The following is a 16171-nucleotide window of genomic DNA, read 5'->3' on the forward strand; positions in this document are numbered from 1 at the left end:
ACCTTATTATCGTTACTATATAATTTACTATATAATAATCGCTGAAATTGTTCTTATTTTATCACATTAAATCTAATAAATAGTATAAATGAATAATTTGCTATAATTTCTTTTTAAAGGAGAGAAATGAAAAGAATAATTTTAGCTGCATTGCTAGTAACATCTGGCTATGCAAGTATAAAAAATATAAACAGTTTTGAAGCAGATTTTTTACAAAAAATAGTAGATGACAAAGGAGTGAAGATAACATATACGGGGCATGTAACAGCTTCTAAACCTCGTTATGCTCTTTGGCAGTATACAAAACCTGTGCAAAAAAGCGTTTATATTTTACAAAATAAAATTGTAGTTATCGAACCGGAGTTAGAACAGGTCATCATTAAACATCTTAATGGAGATTTTGATCTTTTTAAAATTATTCACAATGCAAAAGAGATTGCCAAAGGGAGTTATTTAGCGAATTTTCAGAATAAAGCATACATCATAAAAACAGAAAATTCCATAATTAAATCTATTTCATACAAAGATGAACTTGAAAATGATATAAAGATTGTATTTAAAAATCAAAAAATAAATAAAAAAATATCGCAAGATAAATATGTACCGGATATTCCGGATGAGTATGATATAGTCAGTGAGTAAATAGAAACGGAGAAAATCCCCGTTTCTGCATACAGCTAGTTAAGCTTGGCAAAAATGGATTTAGTCCATTTATTGCACTGTGAATTTAATTCAGCTTGACAGAAACGGATTTAGTCCATTTCTGCATACAGCTAGTTAAGCTTATAATCTTTTATGAGGTTGAAGTTTAGATATTTATAGATATCGTCTTCTTTGCCTTCTATTTTTTTCGTCAATTCCAAATACTCTTCTTTTGTCGGAATTTTTCCAAGAAGTGAACATACAGCTGCAAGCTCAGCAGAACCAAGATAAACCTGTGCTTCTTTTCCTAAACGGTTGTCAAAGTTACGTGTTGATGTTGAGAACACTACTGCACCGTCTGATACACGTGCCTGATTCCCCATACATAATGAACATCCAGGAACTTCCGTTCTTGCACCTGCAGCACCAAAGATTGCATAGTAACCATCTTCAAGAAGTTGTTTTTCATCCATTTTTGTCGGAGGACAAACCCATAAACGGGTAGGAACAGCACCCTCACCTTTTAGGACTTCACCAAGTGCACGGTAGTGACCGATATTTGTCATACATGAACCAACAAATACTTCATCAATTTTATGCGGACGTTTAGGATCGGCTAAAATCTCTGAAAGTGTAGCAACATCATCCGGATCATTCGGACATGCCAAAATCGGCTCTGTGATTTGATCTAAATCAATCTCAAGCACTGCAGCATACTCTGCATCTTCATCTGCTTTCATCAGTTCAGGTTTTTCCAACCACTCTTCCATTTTTACAATACGACGCGCCAATGTACGATGGTCTTCGTATCCTGCATCAATCATAGAATTTAAAAGTGCAATATTTGATTTCAAATATTCTATAACAGGTTCTTTGTCAAGCTGTACAGTACATGCTGCTGCAGAACGCTCTGCCGATGCATCTGAGAGTTCAAATGCCTGCTCAGCTTTTAGATCAGGCAAGCCCTGAATTTCCAAAATACGTCCGGCAAAAATATTTTTCTTTCCTTTTTTCTCAACTGTTAAAAGACCTTCTTTTATAGCTTGGTGAGGAATAGCATTAACCAAGTCACGTAATGTGATTCCCGGTTGCATTTTACCTTTGAATTTTACAAGAACTGATTCTGGCATAGTTAAAGGCATAGAACCTGTAACTGCTGCAAATGCAACGATTCCAGAACCACCAGGGAAAGAGATACCTATAGGAAAACGTGTATGTGAATCTGCACCGGTACCTACAGTATCCGGAAGAACCATTCTGTTTAGCCATGAGTGAATAATACCATCACCAGGACGAAGCGCAACACCTGAACGGTTTGCAATAAAGTCAGGCAGTGTATGGAACATCTTAATATCTGACGGTTTTGGATACGCAGATGTATGACAGAAAGTCTGTAATACCAAATCAGCATTAAATCCAAGTGCGGCAAGTTCTTTGATCTCATCTCTTGTCATAGGACCTGTTGTATCTTGAGACCCGACTGTACTCATTTCAGGCTCACAATACATACCCGGACGAACACCATCCATTCCACATGCTTTACCAACCATTTTTTGTGCTAAAGTATACCCTTTACCAGTATCTTCAGGCTGATCAGGTGTCAAGAAAATATCAGCTGGAGCTTTTCCTAAAACACTGCGTGCTTTGTTTGTAAGTCCACGACCGATAATAAGTGGAATACGACCACCTGCACGAACTTCATCAGTAATAGTATTTGGTTTTAGTTTAAATGTAGCAATGCATTTACCGTCTTTATGTGCTTCACCTTTATATGGATAGATGTCAATAACATCACCTGTTTCCATTTGAGAAACATCAAGTTCGATTGGAAGTGCTCCTGAATCTTCTGCTGTTGCAAAGAAAATAGGTGCGATAGTTCCACCAAGAATTACACCGCCGGTACGTTTATTAGGAACACCTGGAATATCCTCTCCCATGTGCCACTGTACTGAGTTGATACCTGACTTACGACTTGAACCGGTACCAACAACATCTCCGACATAAGCAACAGGATGCCCAAGTTCTTTAAGTCTGTTGATAGTGCCTATAGGGTCTTCCATTTTTGCAGCAAGCATAGAGTTTGCATGTAAAGGAATATCTGAACGTGTAAATGCTTCAGAAGCAGGAGATAAATCATCAGTATTTGTTTCACCAGGAACTTTAAACACGGTAACAGTTAATTTTTCAGGAAGTTCAGGTTTTTTTGTAAACCAGTCAGCATCTGCCCATGCATTTAAAACGTGAGTTGCTGCAGTCACACCTTTTTTATGTAACTCTTCAACATCATTAAATGCATCATATACAAGTAGTGTACTGGAAAGTGCTTCAATAGCTGCTGCAACAACTTTTACATTTTTTGATGTCAAAGCATCAATTAATGGTTTCACATTATAGCCACCAAGCATCATACCAAGCATCTGAACAGCTTTTTCTGGCGGAATAGCCTCTACATGATGTTCTTCACTTGCCAATTCGTTTAAAAATGCTGCTTTGACATAGGCTGCATCATCTACACCCGGAGATACACGATTTTCTAAAAGATCCAGCATCTCTTCAACATATTCACCTGTTTTAATAAACTCGATAACTTCTACTGTCTGTTCAGCAGTAAGAGGTAATGGAGGGACACCAAGTGCCGCTCTTTCTTCTACATGTGCTTTATAGTCTTCTCTAAATCCCATAATACTTCCTATTGTAAATTTAATTTGGGGACATTATAGCTAAAAGAAAAGTAATCATATCGACAGTGTTACGAATCTATACACCTATATTTTGTAAAATTACCTTGATGTATCGAAAGGTAACACTAAAGTCCGCGTTTTGCAATTTCAGTGCAGATGATTTCTCTGTCACTACCCATATAGTTGTTTTTGAGCCATAACAGATAAGAGTCAGGCAGTTCACTGTAAAGCATTCCTTTGTATTGCCCAAAAGAAATTCTGGCACTGCTTTGCGTAGTATAAACAACTTCTTTAACCAAAGCTTCTACATGTAACACAACAAGAAGCTTTACAAATTCCTGATATTCAAGCTTTTTTCCAATACTGAATGTGTAGGTAGCAAAATCAAAGTACCCTTTTCTTTGCGCAACAAAAGCTTCTATTTCCTGTATCTGTTTGACAGATAATTCTTCCAGGTTCTTTACATGTACACGAAAAGAATCTTTTTGTTTCATGAATATGAAATGTGGTTTTGGCATTATAATATCTCTCTGACACCCTTGGCATTTGGAGAAGAGAGCACTCCTTCATTTTCAAGCTGTTCTATCACTCTTGCAGAACGGTTATATCCAATCTGGAGTTTTCTTTGTAAGTAAGAGATAGATGTTTTTCTGTCACTCAAAACTACATTTTTCGCCTCTTCGTACAAAGGATCAAGCTCTTCATAACTTTCATTAGAACCCGAAGCAGAACCGCCTTCTGCATTTGTCTCTTCTATCAAAAAGCTTTTGTCATAATTTGGCTCTCGCTGCGCTTTAATAAAATCTACAATCTTTTCTATCTCTTCTTCTGTAGCCCAGGGAGCATGCAGGCGTACTAAAGCCGGTGAACCAGGAGGCGTAAAGAGCATATCTCCACGCCCCAGAAGTGATTCTGCCCCCATTTGGTCTAAAATGATTTTAGAATCAACCTTTTGTCCTACTCTGTAGGATATACGAGAAGGCAAGTTTGCTTTAATAAGTCCCGTAACAACATCTACAGACGGTCTTTGTGTCGCGATGATAAGATGAATTCCACAGGCACGTGATTTTTGCGCAAGTCTTGCGATAGAGAGTTCAACATCTTTGCCACTTGTCATCATCAAGTCAGCCAATTCGTCAATAATTACAACGATATAAGGAAAATGCTCACCACCCTCTTTTTTTACTTTTTCATTATAATTTTCAATATTTTTTGTACGACTCTCAGCCATTAGTTCGTAACGCCGTTCCATTTCACCTACCATGTTGTTAAGTGAGACAATAGCCTGTTTTGGTTTTGTAATGACAGGAGTAAGCAGATGCGGGATGTCATTGTATATGGAAAACTCCAGCATTTTTGGATCAATCATTAAAAGACGCAACTGATCAGGTGAATTTTTATACAAAAGTGAAAGTATCATAGCATTGATACCGACACTTTTCCCGCTTCCTGTCGTTCCAGCAATAAGTAAATGTGGAAGTTTTTTCAAATCTGTAATAAAAGGCTTGCCGACAATGTCTTTTCCAAGCGCTATAGTAAGTGGTGAAGCGGAATCTTTAAAAAGTTTGTCATCTAAAAGCTCACGCAGATAAATAGTATCTACTGATTCATTTGGAATCTCTATCCCGACGACATCTTTTCCCGGGATAGGTGCTTGAATACGGATAGTCTCCGCAGAGAGTGCCATTGCCAAATCATCTTGTAAGTTAAGTATTTTACTCACCTTAACATTGGCTGCCGGCTTAAACTCAAAAGTAGAAACAACAGGACCTGCATAGGTACGTACAACATCTCCGTCAATTTTAAAATGTGCCAATTTTTCAATAAGATAGCGTATCTTGTCATCTAACTCTTTTTCGTCTATATTACGCGTTGTTTTACTTGGCTTTTGCAAAAAATCTACAGAAGGCAGTTTAAAGTTTTTAGGTTTTTCAACCTTTCCTTTTTCGATATTAGCTAAGAGTTTTGTATTTTCTTCAAGTTCATCAACGATCACAGCATTTTTATGCTCTTTTACATCTGCGGCAATATCCAGTATCGTTTTTTTTGTCTCACTTATTTCTTCTGCCACTGTATGCTTTTCTTCTTCATCCCCTTTTTTTGTCTTCACTTCTTTGTCTTTTCTCAGATAGGCCGGTTTGTCTATCTCTTCTTCTTGGACTTGTTCAGCATGCTCTGTCTCTATCTCCTCTTCTTTTTGCATGATTTCATCTTGTTGCAAGGTCTCACTATGTTCCTTTTCAACAAAAGTTGCTGTATTCTTCGGTTTGTTGGATTTGAGTGAAGATATGACTACATGTAAGATCTCCGAACTGCTTTTATCAAAAAGAATCACCATGGCAACCGCTGTAATGATAAACCAAAAGACCCATAATCCGAAAACACCGATATAGGGAGATAAAAAGTCTACAAAATCTGCACCGAATTTTCCTCTGTATTCATTTGTAACAAGCAGGGCCTGTGCGATAAGAGAAGAACATAAAAGCAAAAAAGAAGTAACACTCAGTTCTAATTTTCTAAAACCAAAAGATGTATCTTTATACAGGAAATACAAAGGAAACAGCAATATAAAGAGATATATAAACGATATATAACCAAAATAAAGCTGGTTGTAAGAAGAAAAAGCAGCACCATAACTGCCCATCAGCCCAGTTGGACCAAAAAGAGTTGAAAAACCGAGATAAATTAATACACCAAAAATGACAATAAACAGAGTATCTTTCAAGCTAGAAAACCTTTATAGTAAGAAGGGATAAATAATATATAAAAGTATATCCTATAAATAATTTACCAGACTTAATTGCGAAATTTTTCCCACAGTTGAGAGCATCGCCTGATAGTTTAAGTTGAGTTGAGACAAACGCAAAGAGGCCTCTGCAATGTCTGTGTCTATTACTTCAGAGCGCAGGGTCATTGTACTGACTTCCAGCAGACTTGTTCGCTCAAGTGAAGTATTTAAGGTATTTGACTGTGCACCGACAACCGAATGGCTTCTGGACACATGTGACTGCAGTTTGTCTATTGCTGCAAGCGCATTTTCTATCCCTTGATTTCGCATATTTCCGCTAGAACTGTCCGGATAAAGTTTATGATCTTCTACAGCAGTAATGGCCTCATCAAGGTTTTTAAAAAAATCTGTTTTTGGATCGACAACAGTCAAAGCATTGTTTGCGTTAAAAGTCATAACAGAAGCATCTGCTGTAAAATTGTCACTGTTAGCATCATAGAGTGCTATTGTCGATTGTGTCTGAGTAGCAGTCAAGTCAGTGAATTTCAACTTTCCGTCATAGGTTAAAGAAGTATTTCCCTCTGTGTTTGAAGCTATTATCGCATTATCATAGTCATTTGCTGTAGTTCCGGCAGGTAAATTATTTGTTACCACCATATTGACAACATCCATGAGTTGCTGATAGGTTACATTATCTGCAGCTGTTGCTGTTCTTGGGCTTTGCATATTAAAAATATCATAAGATGTATCAACAGTACCATCGTTGTTAGTATCTATTGAAAACTGAGAACCTGCGCTTTTCAATTCAATCGTTGCTGTATAAGAATTCCCGTTAATATCCTTACCTGTTAGGTTAAATGTAGTGCCATCCAACGTTCCTGCTGTTCCTTGAGAAAGATCTGCTACTTCAGAAATCTTTGTAGATGGAGAGGCAAAGGCATTCGTCTCTTTGAGAATCTGAGGTACGTTTGAAGTGAGTTCTGCACCGCTTTTGGAAAATTGTGTTCTGTCATACACTATCCCTTCAATATTGACAGCAGCACCCGAAGCCGGTGTAAAACCTGACTGGATAAACTCTTTGACATAAAGGCTTGATGTAGCTGTACCGTCTTTTATTTTTGCATAATCTTTTTCACCGACATCCAGCAAATCTATATCATCTACAAGCGCATCATTGTTTTGGGTATCACCGTTCTCATCTGTTGTCAAATCAAAATCAACCGCCCCAACCATATGAAAATCTAATTTACTGGAACCTTTTTGCTTATCTTCAACAACAATCTGTCCATTTGCATTCAGACTCACATTGACCACGTTTATACTGCCGTTGTTTCCGTATGCTTTACCTATTTCATCCATCAAATCACTTACTTTTGCCGTGTCGTCAAACTCTTTTCTTACTTTAAAAGCGGTACCGTCACTTCTGGTCCCTCTGATATAAAAATAATTTTTGTTAACTGTAGTTGTATCATTATCAGCATCACCCATCAAATCTCTAATGCTGCTGTCTGGAGTAATTATTCCCCCGTTAATCAAATCATTGTTGATTACATTTGTTGTAATTTCTCTTTTTGTATTTTTTTCTTCACCTAAAAAAAGTTCTGCTCCGGTGAGATTGTACTTTTGTGTTGAATTTGAACCAAGCACAGAGTTTATTCCTGCATCATTTCCCTGATATATCCCGTTTGCATCTATCGGTTTTGTATTGATAGCAGAGCCAGAAAAAAGAAACTGCCCGTTAATCGAAGTATTTGCCAGATTTTTAAAATGTTTTTCCAAACCCCGAAGCTCTCCGGCTATGGCATCAAGAGAGTCCGGGCTGTGCGTGCCGTTTGCGGCATTTATAAGCAGAGTTTTCATTCTGTCAAGTGAAGTCTCAAACTCATTGAGAACAACATCTGTCTGATTTGAAATTTTATACCCGCTTTCTGTACTCTTTTTCACCTGCCCTATTGTAACGAGCTCATTGTCAAGCCGCATAGTTTCCGTAAATGTTCTTACATCATCTTTGGCATATTGAATTTTCAATCCTGAGGCAATCTGCTTATTTACATCAAAAAGTTCATTGTTTATTTTTAAGTTATTTGTAGCATACAAACTGTTGTAATACATACTTGATGTTACACGCATAATATCTCTCCGTTTTCAAAATATTGTTTAGTTTCTGTCATTTATTGGCAAAGTATAGCAATAAAAGTTCCATTTAATAGTATTATCGGCCAAATATTATTTACTTTTAAGTAAATTCCTACTATCATTCCAACTTCAACAGCTGATTTGCCAGAGTGATGGAACGGTATACATAGCGGATTCAAAATCCTTTTTGTGATTCTATGAAGATGCCTGTTTTACGATAGTTTGAAATTTTTAGTACATAATTTAGGTACACAACCTAGCAAAATAAGCCGATGTGATGGAATGGTAGACATGAGTGATTCAAAATCACTTGCCTTCGCGGCGTGGCGGTTCGAGTCCGCCCATCGGTACCACTTTTATTGAAATGTTGAATAGAAATATCTAATCGCCTCTTCTCTTGTAACATAAGTCTTAATGCCTTCTTTTCTAATTTTTAATTTTCCTTGTCTTATTCTAAGTTTAGCGGTAGATCTGCTTATAACCCCATACTCTTCTAACTCTTTTAGCGAAAATTGCAGTCTTTTTGGTAAATCTTCAATTTTTTCAATTTCAAGTTCCATAATATTGGCTCCTTATCAAAAATTACAAAGTTGGTATATCTATATTCATATTTTGCTCAACTTTAAGCAAATCACAATAGTTATCTGACTCTATCTGACTTTCTTTTTTCTCCTCAATACCCCCAAAGTAGGAGTTGTCTGAAGTTATCTTGTTATCTGATACAAAATCAGTAATCTCACCCTTTTTAGAGATATTTTCTATTTCGATTAAAATATACTCATCTCTGTTTTGCTTCGCTTTGTTTTTAATAGCTTGCCAGTGTTTACTTTTGCCCGCTTGAATTACTTTGTTAACCTTGTCTTTGCCGTAGCCCATACTGGTAACATGCTGCAATATTAGAGAGTAGGTACATTTTGGATTATTAGTTATAAACTCGATTATCTCATTTTTGATTTGTTGATCTTCTTCTGTTTCGCTTGCCTCTTGGAAATCAACTTGAATTAGCGTGTGACTATCAGCAACATATCTAAAAGCTACATCTTTTAAATTGCCAGTTCTTGCTTTAAAATTCTTAAAAATAAAGGTGCCTTTAAACTCATTTTTTGATAGAATATAAGCATTACCAGTATCTTCCTGGAAAGCTGAGCTACCTGCGTATACAAGCTCTTGTAAATCCTTATTTGGCTTATTAGTATGGTGCAGGAACAACACCGTAGCACCTCTTGCCCTTAAGCTTTGCAAAACTTCCATAATTTTACTCACATCTTTGTTTTTATCCCGATCACCGCCATTCATGAAGTTTTTAATACTATCGAAAACGATAAAGACATCTGTTAAGTCTGTTTTTTGCAATTGTTTTATTATTTGCCACATCTGAGCTTTACTCGCACTACTTTCGTGAAAATAACGGAATTTTGAACCCCAGTGCTGTTTTAATTTATGTATATTTCGCTCTTTTATTGTAGCTGCTCCATTGTCTCCATCAAAATATATGACCTGTTTTATTGTTTCTTCTATCAAGAAAATGTTGCACAAAGCAACACTGATTAAACTCTTGCCGGTTGCAGGGGGTGACGCAGTCATCGTTAGCTCATTTTTAACTATAAAATTTTTAAACAGATAAGTGAATTTTGTGTTTTCGATTTTTCCAACATTTAAATCGAAATTATCAAATAATTTATCAAGTTGATCTAATGTTTTTTCGCCTTTAAAATTCAATATACTTTTTAAAAATTGGATCTCTTTTTCAATTTCAATCAAGTCATTATCATCAATAAAATTACTCAATTTAAGCATCTCAAGTTGTTTGAGTCTTGCTCTTTGTGCCTCTTTCTGTTTTACTTTTGCCTCAATTTTTGCTATAATTTCATTATTCATTTTTTAAGCTCCTTTTTTAGTAGTTTTAGAAAATCAAAACTAACTGTGTGTTGCCGCACTCGGTTAGTTCACCTTTCATTTCTGGCAAGGCGTAAGGATTATAGTCAAGTACATCTTCCATGCTAAACCCATAGCTTGCACATAAATTTTCAAAATCTATGAGATCAAAATCAAAATCTAATATAGCCTCTTCCCATATCTTTTTCAGATTTTGTTTCAATTTTTCAGCACTTATCTTTTTTAAATCAGACAATTGCAAAGCTCTCTCTAACTCACTATCATAAACTTTTATATTGTCATGTAAGATAGAGAACTTTGGAGGTGCTGCATATTCATTGTAATTTTGGTTTGTTGTTATGTTTTTCATATTGTTGAGTAGTCGCTGGATTATAAAATTAGCTGCATCATCAATATTTTCGCATGTCAAAAACCTTTTAACCGCTTTAAGATGTTTTTTATTGAGTGTATTCCTTAGCATTTTTGCAGCGGTTGAAAATACTGCATCGAAATCGGTAAAAAATATTTTTTTAGCAATTGCTATTTTTTTTACATCTTCTTTTGCAAGTTCTATCACTGCGTTATAATTTGACAGTAAATCATTTACAGTATTGATTTTTCTACTTTCTCTCAAAATTTCGACTAAAGTAAAAGTTTGCACTTTCTCTCCTCTTTTATTTTTAGCATTTTTACTTACTTATGAGCATAAATTAGCTAAAATAGAATGTATCATTCTGAAATGGTATCAAAAATATTATCTCATTGTCAAGAATTTTTTCTCTTATTTATCTTATTTTTTTTAAATATAGAATGTTTTATGCTATAATATTGGTAATTTTAGTTCAAAGGACAAATATGATTGGAGAACAATTAAAAAAATTAAGAAAAGATTTTAATTTAACGCAAGCTCAACTTGGCAAAGAATTAGGAGTTGGGCAAAGAACAGTTAGTGCTTGGGAAGCTGGTGTTAATGAGCCTCCTGCATCAGTTCTTATTACAATATTTAAAACTTGGGGTGTTACTCCAACATATTTTCTTCTTGGAAAACAAGATGAATTAGAATATCTGCTTGGCAGAGTAAGAATAATTGCAGAGGAAGAGCATAAAGAAAAAGAATTAGTTAAAATTTTGGAGTCTTTTATTCAAAAATATCATTTTGAGCAACTTAACTCTATTGTTAGAAGCTTTAAAATCGGAGATTTGGCAAAACAAATATCTGAAGCTTGGAGTGGAAAAGGAGAAAGAATGCTGATAGTGCTTTACTATTTTATAGAGCATTTAGAATCTCAAGAAGCCCACCAAAAAATTGATAAAAAACTTTTTATTGATATACTTAAAAAATTTAAAATTCCTAAAAAAATACAAGTAAAACATTTGTTTACATTAAGCAGTAAAGACAAAAAAAATCTAATTGAATGGGCTGAAAACAATCTCGATGATTTAGATGCAGCAACACTGTTTGCTGATATTCCTAAAACTAAAAATTTCATACAAAAAGAGGTTAATTTTTTAAATCGTCATTTACTTTAACATAATACTTCACAAAATATAAAAACCCTTCATATGTGATTTTATCACTTGGAAGTGCATCAGAATTGATAAGCTTCCAAGCTGATTTTTTCGATATTCCTTTATTCAACAAATCTATAATTTGATTCTTGTAATTATCCATCCTGCTCTTTCTTTTTATTTTTATTTTTTCTAACATATTTTTTACTCCATATCTTTTATACTATCTTCATAATTCCGTCTAATCTGATGCACCTCACTAATAACATAGCCGATAAGACTTTTTAGCTTTCTATCTGTCTCGCTACGCATAATCTGCTCAAGCTCACCAATTATGCCTAATATCAAGCTATATGCCTGTGTTTCAGCATCCGCCTCTATCTTTTTGAAGTTATCAACCACAATACAGTTGTAAGCATCCATTCTAAACCTTTCCATATTAAAATCACTCCCCTAAAAAACCAATCAATTATTTGCAAAACATCTCTCCTTTCCCATACCAAAACCAACAAAGATTTACATCATATGTCTCAATTATGCTTCGCAGCACTCTGTATGACAGTTCATACTGCCCATTCTCCAGATAACTATAATTGCGTTGCTTCATTCCAATTTTACTGGCAAACTCTTCCTGCGATAAACCTAAAATTTTACGGATCATCTTTATTTTTTGATATGCTTCCATATTTGTACCTCACTTTTTACTCTCTTTATCTATATTCATAATCTATTACGGAACTACCAAATAGTAGTTTTTTAGTAATTCAACACTAAAGAACCACTAAAAAAACACTAAAATCGCACTAATTTAAGTTTTTACTGCTTTTTTACTACTTTCAGACTATTTTTACACTAAAAAAACACTACTTTTTTAGTAGTTAATTACTAAAACATTTAAGAATTATTGTTTTTTTATTAGAAAAACAATAAAGAAACATTAGAGTTTAAATAGTTTGAGCGTTTTATTGTTGTTTCATTAAAAAAATAATGAATTAACAATGTTATTTTAATAATTTGCATACCAGAGCTTTTTTTGCCCTGGCATGGCTTTACCAACTAATAATAAGATCCACACTTGCTGTTAAGCTCCCAGAATCACATATCTTTTTCTTTGTAACACTGTCATAAGTACATCCACTGTCACCATACACATTTGGATAGAGATTTACTGTCTCATATCCACCTATCCCTGTTTTATTCCAGGGAGAAGTAGATGATACTTTTGTGGTTTTTGCGGTATCTGTATAAAATTCCATTCGGTAAGTACTTCCAGTTCCACCTGCTTGCATCGCATAGTTTGTTGCATTGGTTTTTAGGGTGTAAGCAAGCCCATTACTGCATGCCACTTCAAAATTAATAGGGTTCATCATCACACCTGCTGTATCTTGTACCGCTGGAACAATTCCTATGTCATAACTGCTTTGAAGTGAGCGAACATCACAACCTTGCACATAATCAATAGTTACTGGTACACTTGTACTCGTACTTCCTGCAAAAGCGATAGTTGCAGTTGCTGCCATTGCTAAAATAGATTTTTTCATAACTCTTTTTCCTCCTTATTACCAAGATATAGTGACATTGAGTGTATCACTATATGTTGCAGCTGGTGGTGTTGGCGTATTGTCTGCTAACACAACTTTTGCATAAACATTGATAGTGTCTGTGCCACCTGATCCTGATCCTGTTACAGTGTTGCCACTTGTAATTGCCATCTCTTGAGTCATAGCTGCATCTTTGTAAAGTCTATATGTCAAGTAGTCTGTACCATTGACAGCTCTGCGAACTTCGCCGTTAGGGTTGCTCCCACCATCTACACTTGCAGTCCAAGCTAAGCCACTGTTGCAAACTATATCTACATTAAAGTTTCCAGTAGAGTCACTAAAACCTGTAAAACCAAGTGCTAATGATGGTGAGTTTGAGATGGAACATGCTTGTTCTGCTGTACCATTGACTGTGGTACTTCCTGTTGTGCTTCCTGCATACAGTGATGCAGTTGCAAGTAGTGCCAAAGATATAAATATTTTTCTCATCGGTTTACTCCTTTTTTTATTTGCATTGATATTTATAATCGCCTCTGTTTGTATGTACTGTGCCATCTTTTTTTACATGTTTCACCTCCTTTATGTGGTTTGGTAAGATGTAACTCACCGCTTTATCTTCATTGATAGATAAGATTTTAAAGTGTGTATTGCCTCTGTTTATGAGTTTTAAAGTCGATTGTTTGCACTCAAGCTCTAAGAGTGGATTTGGCGATGATGGGGAGATAAACACTGGAATTGAGAGTGTTTTTAAAACCTTTGTCTCACCCTCAACTGGATTGATATTTAACTCTTTGAGTATCAACCTATATGCCTGTTCAGTAGGTATTAAATTGCTTCGTTTTTTATACACTTTTATCTTTTTTGGTGCTTGTATAATTTTTGGATACGCTACAACCTCTTTGGTGTATTGCAAAACATCCTCACCGTTTTTTTGAGTCCATTTTTTAAGATATACCTGGTACTTGCCACTGTCATCATCTATAACAAACTCTCTGTACTTTTTCCCATGTTCAAGTACGACTGGTATCGGATATATTTGTAGTGCAAATGCTGCTACACTTGAGAGCATCATTGATGCGATTAATTTATTCATCTTCATTCTCCATACAATTTATTTGAACTTCGTAAAGCTCCTCATCTATATTCATAATCTGTGTGCTGCAAGTTGCACCTTTGAGTTTTGGTGCAAACTGATCCATCTCTCCTAAAAAACTATCTACCCAGAACTCTCCACCAAAACCTGTAAAATACTCTTTGCCATTAAGCATAAAGAGATTTTCTTTGTAAGGTTTACCATTGAGTGTGATGATGCCTGTAATGCTTTTATACAGTGATGGATCAAGCCAGTACCCTTGTCCAGATTTTAAAGTGATAGAAGTGGAATTAAATTTATTGTGAGCTGTTGTATTGTAGTAAGGCGGTGTATATTTTAAATCATGTTCATTGAGTATAAATCCACTCTCAGCATAAATATTTTGCCCTATGCCACAATTTATACTTTGACTAAACACACAACCTACTGCACCGCTCACTCCGTAATCTGTCGCTTTTTCGTCATTGATTTTTTGAGTATTAATCCAAAAATCGTTTTTATATTTTGCTTGTAGAGATAATCTACTGCGATTTGTTTTATATCCCCAGTTATCTTCTTGCTCTTCGTATGAACTTTCAAAACCCACTCCCTTATTACCAATGATAGGCATCGATGCAGAGAGGTATTTTGTATCTCTATCGTTATATGTGGTTTTTGAGGCTATAAGATTAAATCTCTTTCTCGCATAACCAAAATTCCATACAAGCTTTGCTCCTACTCTATACTCATCTGTAGTTGTGTTAAAACTACTGTTAAGCGTAAAATTCAGATTTTTAGCAGCAGTTACACTGTAATCTACTCCGTAAATTTTCTCGCCGTTTTGATGGTATTTTAGGGATAAGTTTCCCCATCGCTCAAAGTTAAAGCCACTCTCAAGTCTAAAATCGTTTTCTTGCTCTTTATATGTGTTAGTAGCACTTAGATAAAAGTTCTTTTTAGAGTAGCTGTACTCCAAAATAGTATCTGCCTTTTTATCAAGGTGAAGTCCTACTTTTCCAAGAGGTGTGAGGTAATCAAGTAATAGTGCAATATTTGAGCTATCAAATGAAAATCCAGCAGTAAAATCTTTACTTATCCCTCTTCTGTAGTATCCTGCCATCTGGTAAGTGTTTTGCTCATCAATACCAACTGAAAAACTGTAATCTTCAAAACCCTCTTTTAATATCTTTGAGTTATACAAAAATGGCACTTCTATCTCTTTTTTGTTGCCAAAGCTATCAGTCATCACTATTTTTATATTGTTAGAAAAGTGGGTTATTGGTAGCTCTTTGAGGTTATAAATCCCTGCATCAAGAGTGAGCTTTTGCACTATCTTATCATTGTTATAGATCTCAATAGTTGATCTGTTGTTTATCACAAGCTGATAATCAAACGACTTTGCATTTCTCACTAAAGCGGTGTTTTGATAAAAGCTGACTCCATTTAGTGTGTATCCTTTTGTTAAAAAGCTCCCACTTGTGGCATAGATTTTTCCAAGTTTTATTTTTTTCTCATCAAACTCTTTTAAAGCAAAATAGTTCTCTAAACTATTTGTACCTTGTTGCTGAAGTCTCCCTTGCAGATAAAGCAGTGTATCGAATGTAAAGAGTCCACTTCCAAGTGTTGCACTGTAGAGATTGTTTTGTCGTGCAAGTGCATAATTAAGATATATTGATGAGCTTTTTTTAAAGTAGTGTGTATCATCCTGACTAAAACGCAGTTCTTTTGTCTCTAAGCATTTTTTCTTTGGTGTGATATAAAACTTATCATCATCTATAATCTCATACGACTCTGTAAAGCTTGAGATGTTGTTTGATATACAACTTCCAAACTCCACTGTTTCATCAGATACAAGCGTGCCGTTTTCATCGCTAATCATATAAGTGCCGATGCTATCACCACCTATAAAAAGCTCTAAAATCTTTGTATCTGCAAAAACAAAGCTGCTAAAAAATATAAATAGAGTGAATATTCGCAAATCTATTTC

At 35.2% G+C, this 16171-nt stretch carries 16 protein-coding genes and 1 tRNA gene; 3 read left to right on the top strand and 14 right to left on the bottom strand.

Features of this window, described 5'->3' with window-relative positions; all coding sequences use genetic code 11:
- The first annotated feature begins 126 nt into the window (after positions 1–126).
- Complete coding sequence (gene lolA / locus FJR45_RS06560) at positions 127–642, top strand: LolA-like outer membrane lipoprotein chaperone (RefSeq protein ID WP_193149738.1); 516 nt, start codon at positions 127–129, stop codon at positions 640–642.
- Positions 643–773: 131 nt separating this feature from the next.
- On the opposite strand, the gene acnB is transcribed toward lolA, so the two are convergent.
- The 4 genes from acnB to FJR45_RS06580 all read right to left on the bottom strand — a co-directional run bounded on the left by acnB (position 774) and on the right by FJR45_RS06580 (position 8181).
- The gene (gene acnB / locus FJR45_RS06565) at positions 774–3323 is read right to left on the bottom strand and encodes a bifunctional aconitate hydratase 2/2-methylisocitrate dehydratase (protein ID WP_193149740.1); all 2550 of its coding nucleotides are present in this window, start codon (positions 3321–3323) and stop codon (positions 774–776) included.
- Positions 3324–3448: 125 nt separating this feature from the next.
- Entirely contained in the window at positions 3449–3841 is a 393-nt protein-coding gene (locus FJR45_RS06570; protein WP_193149742.1) for a putative quorum-sensing-regulated virulence factor, read from the bottom strand.
- Positions 3841–6048 (bottom strand): FtsK/SpoIIIE family DNA translocase, encoded by a 2208-nt coding sequence (locus FJR45_RS06575; RefSeq protein WP_193149744.1) that lies wholly within the window; start codon positions 6046–6048, stop codon positions 3841–3843. The genes FJR45_RS06570 and FJR45_RS06575 overlap by 1 nt, the downstream gene beginning before the upstream one ends.
- 51 nt (positions 6049–6099) lie before the next feature.
- Positions 6100–8181 carry a flagellin N-terminal helical domain-containing protein gene (locus FJR45_RS06580; RefSeq protein ID WP_193149746.1) on the bottom strand — a complete coding sequence of 694 codons (2082 nt, stop codon included), beginning with the start codon at positions 8179–8181 and terminating at the stop codon, positions 6100–6102.
- A 274-nt stretch (positions 8182–8455) separates the two neighbouring features.
- On the opposite strand from FJR45_RS06580, the gene FJR45_RS06585 reads away from it, so the two are divergent.
- A tRNA-Leu gene (locus FJR45_RS06585) sits at positions 8456–8540 on the top strand.
- Between the two features lie 3 nt (positions 8541–8543).
- On the opposite strand, the gene FJR45_RS06590 is transcribed toward FJR45_RS06585, so the two are convergent.
- The 3 genes from FJR45_RS06590 to FJR45_RS06600 are packed head-to-tail and all read right to left on the bottom strand — an operon-like array spanning position 8544 to position 10723.
- Complete coding sequence (locus tag FJR45_RS06590) at positions 8544–8747, bottom strand: hypothetical protein (RefSeq protein ID WP_193149747.1); 204 nt, start codon at positions 8745–8747, stop codon at positions 8544–8546.
- Between the two features lie 22 nt (positions 8748–8769).
- Positions 8770–10065, bottom strand: a complete 1296-nt coding sequence (locus tag FJR45_RS06595; RefSeq protein ID WP_193149749.1) for an AAA family ATPase — start codon at positions 10063–10065, stop codon at positions 8770–8772.
- Positions 10066–10090: 25 nt separating this feature from the next.
- Positions 10091–10723, bottom strand: coding sequence for a hypothetical protein (locus FJR45_RS06600; RefSeq protein ID WP_193149751.1), 633 nt, complete (start codon positions 10721–10723; stop codon positions 10091–10093).
- A 194-nt stretch (positions 10724–10917) separates the two neighbouring features.
- Between FJR45_RS06600 and FJR45_RS06605 the strand changes: the two genes are divergently transcribed.
- On the top strand, positions 10918–11592 hold the full coding sequence (locus tag FJR45_RS06605) for a helix-turn-helix domain-containing protein (protein WP_193149753.1): 675 nt from the start codon (positions 10918–10920) through the stop codon (positions 11590–11592).
- On the opposite strand, the gene FJR45_RS06610 is transcribed toward FJR45_RS06605, so the two are convergent.
- The 7 genes from FJR45_RS06610 to FJR45_RS06640 all read right to left on the bottom strand — a co-directional run bounded on the left by FJR45_RS06610 (position 11564) and on the right by FJR45_RS06640 (position 16162).
- Positions 11564–11770 carry a hypothetical protein gene (locus FJR45_RS06610; protein ID WP_193149754.1) on the bottom strand — a complete coding sequence of 69 codons (207 nt, stop codon included), beginning with the start codon at positions 11768–11770 and terminating at the stop codon, positions 11564–11566. The genes FJR45_RS06605 and FJR45_RS06610 overlap by 29 nt on opposite strands.
- Positions 11771–11775: 5 nt before the next feature.
- A complete protein-coding gene (locus tag FJR45_RS06615) occupies positions 11776–12009 on the bottom strand; it encodes a hypothetical protein (RefSeq protein WP_193149756.1) in 234 nt (77 codons plus the stop codon).
- Positions 12010–12040: 31 nt separating this feature from the next.
- Positions 12041–12256 (bottom strand): helix-turn-helix domain-containing protein, encoded by a 216-nt coding sequence (locus tag FJR45_RS06620; RefSeq protein ID WP_193149758.1) that lies wholly within the window; start codon positions 12254–12256, stop codon positions 12041–12043.
- Positions 12257–12620: 364 nt separating this feature from the next.
- Positions 12621–13112 carry a Csu type fimbrial protein gene (locus FJR45_RS06625; protein ID WP_193149760.1) on the bottom strand — a complete coding sequence of 164 codons (492 nt, stop codon included), beginning with the start codon at positions 13110–13112 and terminating at the stop codon, positions 12621–12623.
- An 18-nt stretch (positions 13113–13130) separates the two neighbouring features.
- Positions 13131–13601, bottom strand: coding sequence for a Csu type fimbrial protein (locus tag FJR45_RS06630; protein WP_193149762.1), 471 nt, complete (start codon positions 13599–13601; stop codon positions 13131–13133).
- Positions 13602–13617: 16 nt separating this feature from the next.
- Positions 13618–14205 (bottom strand): fimbrial biogenesis chaperone, encoded by a 588-nt coding sequence (locus FJR45_RS06635; protein ID WP_193149764.1) that lies wholly within the window; start codon positions 14203–14205, stop codon positions 13618–13620.
- Positions 14198–16162 (bottom strand): fimbria/pilus outer membrane usher protein, encoded by a 1965-nt coding sequence (locus tag FJR45_RS06640; protein WP_193149766.1) that lies wholly within the window; start codon positions 16160–16162, stop codon positions 14198–14200. The genes FJR45_RS06635 and FJR45_RS06640 overlap by 8 nt, the downstream gene beginning before the upstream one ends.
- Positions 16163–16171 lie beyond the last annotated feature (9 nt).

The sequence above is a fragment of the Sulfurimonas sediminis genome, assembly GCF_014905115.1.
Taxonomy (GTDB): domain Bacteria; phylum Campylobacterota; class Campylobacteria; order Campylobacterales; family Sulfurimonadaceae; genus Sulfurimonas; species Sulfurimonas sediminis.

Excerpts from the sequence above, each read along its gene's own strand:
- FJR45_RS06630 (WP_193149762.1), bottom strand. The coding sequence starts at position 13,601 with ATGAGAAAAATATTTATATCTTTGGCACTACTTGCAACTGCATCACTG.
- FJR45_RS06595 (WP_193149749.1), bottom strand. The coding sequence starts at position 10,065 with ATGAATAATGAAATTATAGCAAAAATTGAGGCAAAAGTAAAACAGAAA.
- FJR45_RS06625 (WP_193149760.1), bottom strand. The coding sequence starts at position 13,112 with ATGAAAAAATCTATTTTAGCAATGGCAGCAACTGCAACTATCGCTTTT.
- acnB (WP_193149740.1), bottom strand. The coding sequence starts at position 3,323 with ATGGGATTTAGAGAAGACTATAAAGCACATGTAGAAGAAAGAGCGGCA.
- FJR45_RS06620 (WP_193149758.1), bottom strand. The coding sequence starts at position 12,256 with ATGGAAGCATATCAAAAAATAAAGATGATCCGTAAAATTTTAGGTTTA.
- lolA (WP_193149738.1), top strand. The coding sequence starts at position 127 with ATGAAAAGAATAATTTTAGCTGCATTGCTAGTAACATCTGGCTATGCA.
- FJR45_RS06570 (WP_193149742.1), bottom strand. The coding sequence starts at position 3,841 with ATGCCAAAACCACATTTCATATTCATGAAACAAAAAGATTCTTTTCGT.
- FJR45_RS06605 (WP_193149753.1), top strand. The coding sequence starts at position 10,918 with ATGATTGGAGAACAATTAAAAAAATTAAGAAAAGATTTTAATTTAACG.
- FJR45_RS06580 (WP_193149746.1), bottom strand. The coding sequence starts at position 8,181 with ATGCGTGTAACATCAAGTATGTATTACAACAGTTTGTATGCTACAAAT.
- FJR45_RS06615 (WP_193149756.1), bottom strand. The coding sequence starts at position 12,009 with ATGGAAAGGTTTAGAATGGATGCTTACAACTGTATTGTGGTTGATAAC.
- FJR45_RS06610 (WP_193149754.1), bottom strand. The coding sequence starts at position 11,770 with ATGTTAGAAAAAATAAAAATAAAAAGAAAGAGCAGGATGGATAATTAC.
- FJR45_RS06590 (WP_193149747.1), bottom strand. The coding sequence starts at position 8,747 with ATGGAACTTGAAATTGAAAAAATTGAAGATTTACCAAAAAGACTGCAA.
- FJR45_RS06635 (WP_193149764.1), bottom strand. The coding sequence starts at position 14,205 with ATGAATAAATTAATCGCATCAATGATGCTCTCAAGTGTAGCAGCATTT.